The organism is Pseudomonas sp. FEN (genome assembly GCF_904067045.1).
GTDB lineage: Bacteria > Pseudomonadota > Gammaproteobacteria > Pseudomonadales > Pseudomonadaceae > Aquipseudomonas.
In genome coordinates, this window is sequence record NZ_CAJFDC010000012.1 from 305,404 (window position 1) to 317,216 (window position 11,813).

Consider the following 11,813-nt stretch of genomic DNA (forward strand, 5'->3'; position numbering starts at 1 on the left):
AAGCTGGCGCCTACACATTCCACTATCGCCGGCAAGCCAGCGCCTACAGGGGCCTGCGGTGCTGAAACTACTTGGCGGACTTGACCGCGGCGCCGAGTTTCTTGGCGGCGTCGGCAGGATCGGCTTTCGGGTCGTTGATGTAGTTGGTCACTACGTCAAAGAACGCGCCCTGTACCGCCAGCGTGGTCGCCATGTTGTGCGCCATGCTCGGCTGCAAGCCGCCGGTCTTGGCATCCGCCAGGAAATCCTTGGCCGCGGTCTGGGCACAGGAATCGAAACCGTACTTGCCCATGTCGCTCAGCATGTCGTTACGAACCGGGATCGAACCCTTGTTGATGCTGAAGACTTTCTGGAAGTTCTCACCCAGGACGACCTTGGCGATGTCCTGCTGGCCCGCCGCGGTACCCTTGTCTTTCTGCTTGAACACCGCCAGGGAGTCGATGTTGTAGGTGAAGGCTTTTTCAGTGCCCGGGAAGGCTACGCATTCGTAGTCCTTGCCCGCGACTTTCTTGGCCGCCGTCCACTCGCTCTTGGCCCAGTCACCCATGATCTGCATGCCGGCCTTGCCGTTGATGACCTTGGCCGCTTCCAGATTCCAGTCCTGGCCTTTGCCGTCGACGTCCATGTAGGTCGCGACTTTCTTGAGTTCGGTCAACGCCTTGACCATCTCGGGACCGGTCAGGGTGGCGTTATCCAGATCGACCAGGGCTTTCTTGTAGCCATCGACACCCATGACCGACAACACCACCGCTTCGAAAACGGTGCTGTCCTGCCAAGGCTGACCGCCGTGGGCGAGTGCAATGAAACCCGCTGCCTTGAGCTTGTCGCCGGCGGCGTAGAATTCCTGGAGGGTGGTCGGCGGTTTTTCGATACCGGCTTTCTTGAAGACTTCCGGGTTGATCCACAACCAGTTGACGCGGTGAATGTTCACCGGCACGGCCACGTAGTTACCTTGATACTTCACGGTATCGGAGACTTTCTTGTCGAGCAGGCTGTCCCACTTCTCTTCCTTGGCCGCGCCCGTCAGGACCTCAGTGTCGAGCAGCCCGGTGGACGCCCACTCCTGGATGTCCGGCCCCTTGATCTGCGCCATGGCAGGCGGGTTGCCAGCGACCGCGCGGCTCTTGAGCACGGTCATCGCGGTGGCGCCGCCGCCGCCGGCTACGGCGCCGTCCTTCCAGGTGAAACCGTCTTTTTCAACTTGGGCCTTGAGCACATCGACCGCGGCTTTCTCACCACCGGAAGTCCACCAATGAACGACTTCCACGGACCCTTTCGAGTCGGCGGCCATAGCACTGAGAGGAAACAACGAGGCGAGGGAAACGACAGCGGCGAGGCGGGAAATCGAATTCATCTGTAGTACCTTTCTTGTTGTTATGCATGCAAGTCTGGTGCTTGCGCTGCATGGGATTCTAGTCAAGGCAAGGCCCCTCGCAGGTAACGAAGGGACGTGCAAATGTCACCGCATGGTTACATTATTTTCTTTGCTGTTTCAGCCGAAGATGGCCGGGCCAGAGCGCTCGCCAGGCTTGGCGCCAATGGCAGGCCGGGCAGCAGTACCGCTTGAAAGGCGTGGTAGAGGTCAGGCTTGCCGCCCCAGATCCGCGCATCGGGTCGATTGTGCTCGTCCAGTTCGTGATGCCAGCTGCCCAGCGTCGGGTCGATGAAATGCACGGCGATAAAATCCCAGAAGCGCCGATACCAGGTTTCGTACTGCGCCTGGCCCGTGCGCCGGAGCAAGGCGGCGGCCGTGGTGCTGGCTTCGGCATGGGTCCAGTGCAGGCGCTGGCGGACCACCGGGCGGTTGTCCCAGTCCAACGTGTAGACGATGCCCGGTGCCCCATCGACCTGCCAGCCGTGACGGCAGGCGCTGTCGAACAGCCCGCGGGCGTCGTCCTGCAACCAGTCGGGGGTGAACAGTCCGGCCTGCTGGCGAGCGGCCTCCAGGTGCAGCACCAGGCGCGCCCATTCGAAGCCGTGGCCTGGCGTTGTGCCATAGGGACGAAAGCCGTCCGCCGGGTTGTCGTGGTTGTACTCGCGCAAGGGCCGCCACTGGCGGTCGAAATGCTCGATGACCATGAAGTCGTTGGCGGCGGCGTGCTGGTGGATCACCCGTTCGACGATGCGCAGCGCACGATCCAGCCAGCGACTGTCGCCGGTGACATCGGCCAGGGCGAGAAACGCCTCGGTGCCGTGCATGTTGCTGTTGGCGCCGCGATAGGCTTCTTCCTGCCGCCAATCGCGGGCAAAGGACTCGCGCAGGGCGCCCTCCTCCTCGCTCCAGAAATGCGTTTCGAGCACGCGGATCGCTTCGGTCAGCAGGCGCGGGGCATCGGCCGCGCCGGCGACCACCGCGGAGCTCGCGGCCAGGGCGACAAAGGCATGCAGGTAAGCCGCCTTGCCAGGGTTGCCATCGCGATGATCGGGGGCCGCATACCAGCCGCCATGGGCGCCATCGCGCAGGGGCCCCCAGAGGGCGGCGATACCATGCTCGACCAGCGCCAGGCACCCGGGAATCCCCTGGATATGCGCCATGGCGAAACTGTGGGTCATGCGGGCGGTGTTCATCGTTTCCGCCATGGCCCCGTCCGCCAGTTGCCCGCGCTCGTCGAGATTGCCAAAGCCTTCGTCCAGGCGCGAGGCCCTGGCAAACGCCAGCAGCCGCCGGCCTTCGGCCTGCAACCAGGCACGATGAGCCGGGGCGTTGAGCCAACTGCTGAACGGCAGTTCAAGGGTGTCCATCCGAGTACCTTTCTTGTTGTTAGAAGCAAAAGACCAGGCAAATACCCAACCCTGCAGGAGTGAGTTCGACTGTGACAAATCGGTGTGGGGACGAATATCCGTCATGGGGCGATTCTAGCCAGCCATCCCGCGCTGCCTGGTCACGAAGCCCCGCGCAAATGTCACCACTCAGTGACAAACAGCAAAGCAAGCGCCCTTCGGCTCCCCCGCGGTGCAAGGTAGGAAAATTGCTGAATAAGTTGTTTCCCTTTCCAATGTAGGAGCGATCCCTAACGTCTTTTCCCACATTGAAGCACTCCTTTACTTCGGCGAATCTGCTGCACTTCTTCATCCCAAACGCGCCAGTCGAGCGCCCACCAGGAGGTGTGATCCATGGTTGCCCCCCACCTGCGCAACCCCCGCCAATGCTGCATTTTCCCGATATTCAACGGACAAGGGCTGTGTGCCTGGAAGGTCGAGGTCGTGCGTGGCGGCACCCGGCTCGGCGGGGTCTTCAGCGTCGCCGAGTACGGCGGTGAGGCGGCGGCCCGGAGCATGGCCGAGTCCTACCGCAACGCCCTGGTGTTGAAAAGGCCGCCGTCACTGAGCTACGAAGAGCGCCAGCGCCTGATGCCGCACAACACCAGCGGCCATCCCGGGGTGATCCGGGTCGAAACGAACAACACCGGCTACTGGCGGGCCAGCACGCGGATTCATGGCTACTCCCTGAGCCGCAGTTTCAGTGTGCGCCGCCACGGTGAAGAACAGGCCAAGCGCCTGGCGCTGCATGAACGCGAACGCCAACTGGCCTTGTGCGGCAAACCCTATGAACAGGCGATGGAAGCCTTGCAACACTACTTCGGCCAAAGCAACAGCCGTGCGCGCGAGCACCGCATCCGCGCCGCCATGGCGCGACCGCGGGAGGTTCGGGCCTCAGCCGATGCCCTCGCGCCGGCCCCACACGAACCGACACTGAGCATCAGCCCGGAGCAGGCGTTCCTGTCGATCAGTCGGCATTTCGCGGCAAGTACAAAGTAACCCGCAGCCCGCCATCGCGCAGGTTCTGCAGACTCACTTCGCCGCCATGGCTGTGGGCGATATTGCGCGCGATGCCCAGCCCCAGGCCGTAGCCCTGTTGCTGGCCGGACAAACGAAAATGCGGTTCGAAGACCTGCTCCAGGCGCTGTTCGGGCACCCCCGGACCTTCGTCATCGACATGCAGCACAAAGGCCTCGTCGTCGTCTTCGATGTGCAGATGGGCCTTGTCACCGTACTTGAGGGCATTGTCGATCAGGTTGCCCATGCACCGCCGCAGCGCCAGCGGCTTGCCGGAAAACGCCGCCAGGGCGCGTCCCTCCAACGTGACCCGACCGTTGCCGTTGGGTGGCAGGTAAGGTTCGATCAGGCAATCGAGGGCGTGGTTGAGGTCCACCGGCTCGATGTTCTCGTGGATATCAGTGTCCTTTACGCATTGCAACGCGCCCTTGACCAGCATCTCCAGTTCATCGAGATCGCGGCCGAACTTGTACTGCAGCTTCTCGTCCTCCAGCAGCTCGACCCGCAAGCGCAGGCGGGTGATGGGGGTGCGCAGATCGTGGGAAATGGCACTGAACAATTGGCTGCGCTCGGTCAGGTAACGACTGATACGCTCACGCATGGCGTTGAACGCCCGCCCCACCTCCACCACTTCGCTGCCGCCGCCCTCGGCCACCGGCCGCACCTGTGCATCGCCCAGCGACATATCCCGCGCCGCCCGCGCCAGGCGCTTGAGCGGCCGACTCTGCCAATGCACCAGCAGGCCGATGAACAACAGCAGGAAACCGCTGGTCAGCACGATAAACCACACCTGCTGCGACGGCAGGCCTTCCTCTTCAAGGCTGGTATAGGGCTCGGGCAGCAAGGAGGCGATGTACAGCCATTCGCCGGGGGACATCTGGATCTGTGTCACCAGCACCGGCGGATTGACCGGTTCCAGGGTCAACGCATAGTGGGCCCAGGAACGCGGCAACTCGTCGAGTTTCAGGCCACCGTTGAAGATCCGCAGGTCGTCGGGACTGACGAACTGCACCGAGATATCCACCTCGTTGCCCAGGGCCTGGCGCAGCACCTCGTGCACGGCGTCGAGTACCGCCGTCTTGCGTGGCGTGGCCGGCAGCAGACGCATGTCCAGGGGTTTGTCATTGAGGGTCACGACAAAGCGCGTGCCACCCATGCTGCGCAATTGATCCAGCACCAGGGGGCGATAGGCCAGCGGCAGCGAGCGCAGGTAGCTGACACTGGCGGTCATCGAATGGGCCAGGCTGCGGGCACTGGTGACCAGACCTTCGAGCTGGGTCGCGCGCAACTGCGAGAGCCAGATCGCGCTGGACAGGGCCTGGGCGATCAATACCGCCAACAGGGTCAGCAGCAGCATGCGTCCGAGCAGCGAGCGCGGGACCGGCAGGCGCCGGCGCAGCTCAGAGAGCATTGGCTGCGATGACGTTGGCCGCCAGCTGATACCCGCTGCCGCGCACGGTACGAATCAATCGCGGCGGCTTGTCGGTGTCGCGCAGACGTTGGCGCAGGCGGCTGACCGCCATGTCGACAATCCGGTCGAGGGGCATCAGGTCACGCCCGCGGGTGGCATTGCCAATGGTGTCGCGATCGAGGATTTCCTGGGGGTGGTCAAGGAACAGCTTGAGCAGGGCGAAATCCGCGCCGGAAAGAATCACTTCCTCACCGTCGGTGTGGAACAGTCGGTGACTGACCGTGTCCAGGCGCCACTCGTCGAAGGCCAGGACCTCGCTGCCGCCGCGCTCCTGACCGAACTGGGCACGGCGCAACAAGGCCTTGATCCGCGCCTGCAACTCCCGGGGACTGAACGGCTTGCCCAGGTAGTCGTCGGCGCCCAGTTCCAGGCCGATGACCCGGTCGGCCTCATCGGAGCTGGCGGTGAGCATGATGATCGGCACCTGGGCCTGACGCGGGTGCTGGCGCACCCAGCGGCACAGGCTGAAGCCGTCCTCGTCGGGGAGCATGACGTCGAGGATCACCAGATCGCTCGGCGCCTCGTTGAGGGCCTGGCGAAAACCGGCGCCATTGCCGACGGTACGCACCTGGAAACCGGCACGACTGAGGTAGGTGTCCAGCAACTCGCGGATTTCCTGATCGTCGTCGACCAGGAGAATGGATTTACTGAATACGCTCACGGAAATCGTCCTTGTTGTTGTGATGAGGACTGAAATGCGGATTATGCCTTAATCGATTAAGCCGCGAAGCAGTGTTGCCTGGGTGAATGCCTTTGCAGACAGGCCCCCAAGTCTGTCAGCCAAAAACCCCCGAAGGCGAGCGCGCCCTTGTGGCGAGCGGGCTTGCCCGCGCTCGGCGGCGAAGCAGCCGTAAAACCAGACACCGCGTTTTTACCTGATACACCGCAACCATTGGTTTTAGGGGCGCTTCGCACCCCAGCGCGGGCAAGCCCGCTCGCCACAAAACCGTGCTCGGCTTCAAATTTCCTTAATCAGTGCGCGAACGCCTGCTGCAACGCCACCCCCGCGCCAATCAGCCCGGAATACGGTGCCGTCACCAGCCACACCGGAATACCCTTGAAGTAGTCGCTCATGCAACCTTTGTCGGCGAAGCACCTGGCAAAACCGCTGTGGATGAAAAAGTCGGCAAACCGCGGGATCACCCCACCGACGATATACACCCCACCGCGCGCGCCCGTGGTCAGTACGTTGTTGCCCGCGACCCGGCCCAACCAGCAACTGAACTGCTCCAGCACTTCCCGGGCAATCGGATCACCCGCCAGGCCGGCAGCGGTAATCGACTCCGGCGTTTCCAGCACCGGCACATGCCCGTCCACCGCGCAGATCGCCCGGTAGACCCGTGGCAAACCGCCGCCACTCAAGGCGGTCTCGGCGCTGACATGCCCGATTTCATTGTAGATATGCTGCCACAACTGAGTCTCGCGCGGACTGCTCAAGGGCAGGTCGACATGCCCGCCCTCCCCCGGCAAGGCCATGAAACGCTGCTCGCCCAGATCCAGCAGGGTGCCCACGCCCAGCCCGGTGCCGGGACCGATCACCACCGCCGGACGCAACGGCTCCGGCGTACCTTCGCAGACCACGCGGTAATCGCCCGGCGCCAACCGGGTCATGCCCAGGGCCATGGCCGAAAAATCATTGACCAGCAACAGCTCGTCGACCTGCAAGGTCGCGCAGAATGCCTGGCGGCTCAGGCGCCAGTGGTTGTTGGTGAAACGGAACTCGTCGCCGCCCACCGGACCGGCCACCGACAGGCATACGGCGCCGACCGCTCCCGGCGCCAGGCCGAGGCCGTCGAGGTAGACCTTGATCGCCTCCTCGGGGCTGGCATGATCGACGGTCGCCAGGACCTTGACCGAATCCAGGGCATTGTCCTTCCACAGCGCGAACCGCGCATTGGTCCCGCCGATATCGCCTACCAACGCCAACTTCATTCAAGGTGCTCCAGGGCCGACGTGAACGCGCTGGCGCCCTGCTCCGCCGAGCTGAAGGCCATGCGCATGAAGCCGAAGAGTTCACGGCCACAGCCGATATGATTACCCAACAGGCCGATCGCAGGCGTGCGCGCGGCGAACTCGGCGTCGTCCACCAGCACCCGCAAGGTGCCCTTGACCCCATCCACGCGAATCATGTCGCCATCGCGGACCCGCGCCAGCGCACCGCCGACATGGGCTTCGGGGCAGACATGGATGGCCGCCGGAATCTTGCCCGAAGCCCCGGACATCCGACCGTCGGTGACCAGCGCGACCTTGAAGCCACGGTCCTGCAGCACGCCGAGGAACGGGGTCATCTTGTGCAGTTCAGGCATACCGTTGGAGCGCGGCCCCTGGAAGCGCATCACCGCGACGAAATCCTTCTCCAGCAAGCCGGCCTTGAACGCGTCGGCCAGGTCCTGCTGGTCCTGGAACACCACCGCCGGGGCTTCGACGATCTGGTGTTCCACTGCCACGGCGGAAACTTTCATCACGCCACGCCCGAGGTTGCCTTCCATCACCCGCAGGCCGCCCTCAGGGGAGAAGGCACGGGCCACCGGGCGCAGGATGTTTTCATCGAGGCTTTCGATCGGGCCGTCGCGCCAGACCAGTTCGCCGTTCTGCAGGAACGGCTCCTGGGTGTAGCGGCTGAGGCCGAAGCCGGCCACGGTGTTGACCTCTTCGTGCAACAAGCCGGCTTCCAGCAGTTCGCGGATCAGGAAGGCCATGCCGCCCGCCGCCTGGAAGTGGTTGATATCGGCCTTGCCGTTCGGATAGACGTGGGACAGGGTCGGCACCACCTCGGAAAGGTCGGCCATGTCCTGCCAGGTCAGCTGGATACCGGCCGCCTGGGCGATCGCCGGCATGTGCAGGGTGTGGTTGGTGGAACCGCCGGTGGCGTGCAGCGCGACGATCGAGTTGACCAGCGAACGCTCGTCTACAATCTCACCCAGGGGCATGAAGCTGCCGCTCTGTTTGGTCAGGCGGGTGATCTGGTGCGCCGCTTCGCGGGTCAGGGCATCGCGCAGCGGGGTATTGGGGTTGACGAAGGACGAGCCCGGCAAGTGCAGGCCCATGACTTCCATCAGCAACTGGTTGGTGTTGGCGGTGCCGTAGAAGGTGCAGGTGCCGGGGCTGTGGTAGGACTTCATCTCCGATTCCAGCAGCTCCTCGCGGCTGGCCTTGCCTTCGGCATAGCGCTGGCGCACATCGGCCTTTTCCTTGTTGGAAATCCCCGAGACCATCGGCCCGCCGGGCACGAAGATGGTTGGCAGGTGACCGAAGCGCAAGGCGCCCATCAACAGGCCGGGCACGATCTTGTCACAGATGCCGAGCATCATCGCCGCATCGAACATGTTGTGCGACAGCGCCACGGCGGTGGACATCGCGATCACTTCGCGACTGGCGATACCCAGCTCCATGCCCGGCTCGCCCTGGGTCACGCCATCGCACATGGCCGGTACACCGCCAGCGAACTGGCCGACCGAGCCGATTTCGCGCAGGGCATGCTTGATCTGTTGCGGATAGTTTTCGTAAGGCTGGTGCGCGGAAAGCATGTCGTTATAGGAGGAAACGATCGCCACGTTGGCGGCGTTCATCAGACGCAGGTTCTGCTTGTCGTCGCTGCCACACCCGGCCACGCCGTGGGCAAAGTTCGCGCATTGCAGCTTGCCGCGCATCGGGCCATCGCTGGCGGCGCCATGAATCAGTGCCAGATACGCCTGGCGAGTAGCGCGGCTGCGGGCGACAAGCCGTTCGGTGACCTCTAGAACGCGGGGATGCATGTGTAGAACTCCAGGCTAACGGATGTGGCGACCTGTGGTTCCTAGCTGACCGAAAGCCTCATACGACGGGGCTTTGCAATCATCCGGACCCGTTGACTCAGGTCACTCGTTGTAGATAAAACAAAATATTGCCACTAAAAAGGCTTGTTTTCTATTTTTATGCGAATAATCTTGTAATTCCAACAACAAATCTATGGAAGGCGCTTCCCTAAATGACTCTACGAATCGCAATCAACGGTTTTGGCCGCATCGGCCGCAACGTCCTGCGCGCACTCTATACCCAAGGTTACCGTCAGGACCTGCAGGTCGTCGCCATCAACGACCTGGGCGACAGCGCCATCAATGCCCACCTGCTCAAGTACGACACGGTTCACGGCACCTTTGATGCCAGCGTAGAGCATGACAACGAAAGCCTGACCGTCAACGGCGACCGGATTGCCGTCAGCGCGATCCGCAACCCGGCCGAACTGCCGTGGGCCGCCGAGAAGATCGACGTGGTTTTCGAGTGCACCGGCCTGTTCACCGACCGCGCCAAGGCCGCCGCGCACCTGAGCGCCGGGGCCCGCAAAGTGATTATCTCGGCACCGGCCAAAGGCGCCGATGCCACCGTGGTGTACGGGGTCAACCATGACATCCTGCGCCAGTCGCACCAGATCATTTCCAACGCGTCGTGCACCACCAACTGCCTGGCCCCGGTGGCCCAGGTGCTGCACCGCGAGCTGGGCATCGAAAGTGGCCTGATGACCACCATCCACGCCTACACCAACGACCAGAACCTGACCGACGTCTACCACACCGACCCGTACCGCGCGCGCTCGGCGACCCAGAACATGATCCCGAGCAAGACCGGCGCCGCCGAAGCCGTCGGCCTGGTGCTGCCGGAACTGGCGGGCAAGCTGACCGGCATGGCCGTGCGCGTGCCGGTGATCAACGTGTCCCTGGTGGACCTGACCGTGCAGCTCAAGCGCGAGGCCAGCGCCGACGAGGTCAACGCCCTGCTCAAGGAAGCCAGCCAGCATTCGAAGATCCTCGGTTACAACACCCTGCCCCTGGTTTCCAGCGATTTCAACCACAACCCGCTGTCGTCGATCTTCGACGCCAACCACACCAAGGCCAGCGGCAAGCTGCTCAAGGTCCTGGCCTGGTACGACAACGAGTGGGGCTTCTCCAACCGCATGCTGGATAACTGCCTGGCGCTGTGCAACGCCGAATAACCGTGGAACGAGGAACAGGCGTGCAGCAGGAACCGATGATAGGGATCAGCTTTACCCATACCACCATGGCGGCGCGCAAGCGTATCGCCCTGGTCGCCCACGACCATTGCAAAGTGTTTCTGCTGGACTGGGCCGAGCGCCAGAAAGAGCGTCTGGCTCAGCATGAACTGGTGGCCACCGGCACAACCGGTTTGTTGTTGAACAAGCGTCTGGGGCTGCCGGTGGAGAGTATGATCAGCGGCCCATTGGGCGGCGACCAGCAGTTGGGCGCGCGTATTGCCGAGCAGCGGGTGGACATGCTGATTTTCTTCTGGGACCCGTTCGAACCGCAGCCCCACGACCCGGATATCAAGGCGTTGCTGCGGGTCGCGGCGGTGTGGAACATTCCCGTGGCCTGCAACGAGTGCAGCGCCGATTACCTGCTCAGCAGCCCGTTGATGGAACAGGCGCATGAGTATCGGGTGCCGGATTATGAGGCGTATCTGGCGGCACGGCGTTAACGCCGATCAGGCAGGTTGAGCACGATCCCTCGCGGAACCTGGCTTGCCGGGACGCCGGGGCAGGCTCGACAAAATCTCGTGGTGAAACACCGATTTTGTAGGAGCCAGCTCGCTGGCGATAGCGATGGTGAACGTGACACCGTTATCGCTGCGTCAGCGCTCTCTACCGTTGACGAGTCCTTTGCTTATCCATAGGATTTGCTCCATTAGCCACCCGGACAGGGCTCAAATGCTTTAAGCATTGATTTCGCCGAGGGATATACGAAGGTTTTGAAAGCCCGCCTTTGACACAACGTCGTTCACTTAAGAAAACACGGTATTAGAAGCCCACCCTTACCTTGTGGGAGCGGAGCTTGCCCGCGAAGCTTTTAACGACTTCAAGGGCCCTTTCGCGAGCAAGCTCTGCTCCCACAGGTACTGTGTTCACCTCCCTTTATTAGGTGAACTACATTTTGGGTGGACTGCATTGCGCTTTGGGCGGTTTTTTCGTTTTTGCTTATTGGCTGTCCAACGACGGTGAAGCGGGATCAGGTAAGCACGCCCCCTCCAACAACGCATCCACCACCGCGCGCGCCACTTCCACCGAATGCAACATGCCCCAGAACAACGCCCGTTCGACGGGATTGGTATGCAAGCTGATTTCATCGCCATTGAGCTCCGCTGTTTCGAGCAGATTCGAAACGTAGGTCAACGCATCCTGGGCACTGATGCCCGGTTGAATGGCAAATAGTGTGGGCTTGTGCGGGGCTACGGGGATGATGGGTTTGGAGCAGGTGAGCGCGAGGGTATCGAGCAAACGAGCCGTATTTGCCGGGACCGGCGCAACCTCGCTTGAAGATTCGTCAGAGAATTTACGCAGGTACATCTCTTTGTCCGCCGTACTGGAGGCATTGCGAACGGTCGGCGGATCGGGGGTGATCTTCTTGGTCATGGTAAAGCTCCTTTGCTAGATAAGGAACTCGTCACCCACGCTGCAAAACGAAAGGTGGCGAGCCGTACACAGGTTTGCAGACCGGAGCAAAGGAACCGGCAGGCCGAAGCCTCCTGCGCACAGCTCACCATGAAGCGAGCACAAAAACCGCTTTCGCGGCGCTGT

Annotated in this window: 10 protein-coding genes; 3 read left to right on the top strand and 7 right to left on the bottom strand. The window is 62.5% G+C overall.

Annotation, left to right across the window (positions count from 1 at the left end; genetic code table 11):
* Positions 1-67: 67 nt before the first annotated feature.
* Positions 68-1,354 carry an ABC transporter substrate-binding protein gene (locus PFEN_RS13575; RefSeq protein ID WP_191487329.1) on the bottom strand — a complete coding sequence of 429 codons (1,287 nt, stop codon included), beginning with the start codon at positions 1,352-1,354 and terminating at the stop codon, positions 68-70.
* Between the two features lie 116 nt (positions 1,355-1,470).
* Positions 1,471-2,742, bottom strand: coding sequence for an AGE family epimerase/isomerase (locus PFEN_RS13580; protein ID WP_191487330.1), 1,272 nt, complete (start codon positions 2,740-2,742; stop codon positions 1,471-1,473).
* A gap of 372 nt (positions 2,743-3,114) precedes the next feature.
* Between PFEN_RS13580 and PFEN_RS13585 the strand changes: the two genes are divergently transcribed.
* On the top strand, positions 3,115-3,759 hold the full coding sequence (locus PFEN_RS13585) for an AP2 domain-containing protein (protein ID WP_191487331.1): 645 nt from the start codon (positions 3,115-3,117) through the stop codon (positions 3,757-3,759).
* On the opposite strand, the gene PFEN_RS13590 is transcribed toward PFEN_RS13585, so the two are convergent.
* The 4 genes from PFEN_RS13590 to edd form a co-directional block, all read right to left on the bottom strand.
* Positions 3,728-5,188 (bottom strand): sensor histidine kinase, encoded by a 1,461-nt coding sequence (locus PFEN_RS13590; protein ID WP_191487332.1) that lies wholly within the window; start codon positions 5,186-5,188, stop codon positions 3,728-3,730. The genes PFEN_RS13585 and PFEN_RS13590 overlap by 32 nt on opposite strands.
* Positions 5,178-5,909: a response regulator gene (locus PFEN_RS13595; protein ID WP_191487333.1), complete on the bottom strand. Its 732-nt coding sequence runs from the start codon at positions 5,907-5,909 to the stop codon at positions 5,178-5,180. The genes PFEN_RS13590 and PFEN_RS13595 overlap by 11 nt, the downstream gene beginning before the upstream one ends.
* 311 nt (positions 5,910-6,220) lie before the next feature.
* A complete protein-coding gene (locus tag PFEN_RS13600; protein ID WP_191487334.1) occupies positions 6,221-7,180 on the bottom strand; it encodes a glucokinase in 960 nt (319 codons plus the stop codon).
* Positions 7,177-9,003 (bottom strand): phosphogluconate dehydratase, encoded by a 1,827-nt coding sequence (gene edd, locus PFEN_RS13605; protein WP_191487335.1) that lies wholly within the window; start codon positions 9,001-9,003, stop codon positions 7,177-7,179. The genes PFEN_RS13600 and edd overlap by 4 nt, the downstream gene beginning before the upstream one ends.
* A gap of 212 nt (positions 9,004-9,215) precedes the next feature.
* Here edd and gap point away from each other — a divergent pair, with 212 nt between their 5' ends.
* Both gap and PFEN_RS13615 read left to right on the top strand, forming a co-directional pair.
* The gene (gap, locus tag PFEN_RS13610; RefSeq protein WP_191487336.1) at positions 9,216-10,217 is read left to right on the top strand and encodes a type I glyceraldehyde-3-phosphate dehydrogenase; all 1,002 of its coding nucleotides are present in this window, start codon (positions 9,216-9,218) and stop codon (positions 10,215-10,217) included.
* A 35-nt stretch (positions 10,218-10,252) separates the two neighbouring features.
* Positions 10,253-10,717: a methylglyoxal synthase gene (locus tag PFEN_RS13615; RefSeq protein WP_191487488.1), complete on the top strand. Its 465-nt coding sequence runs from the start codon at positions 10,253-10,255 to the stop codon at positions 10,715-10,717.
* Between the two features lie 496 nt (positions 10,718-11,213).
* Here the strand turns inward: PFEN_RS13615 and PFEN_RS13620 are convergent, their stop codons facing one another.
* Entirely contained in the window at positions 11,214-11,648 is a 435-nt protein-coding gene (locus tag PFEN_RS13620) for a hypothetical protein (RefSeq protein ID WP_191487337.1), read from the bottom strand.
* Positions 11,649-11,813: the final 165 nt, after the last annotated feature.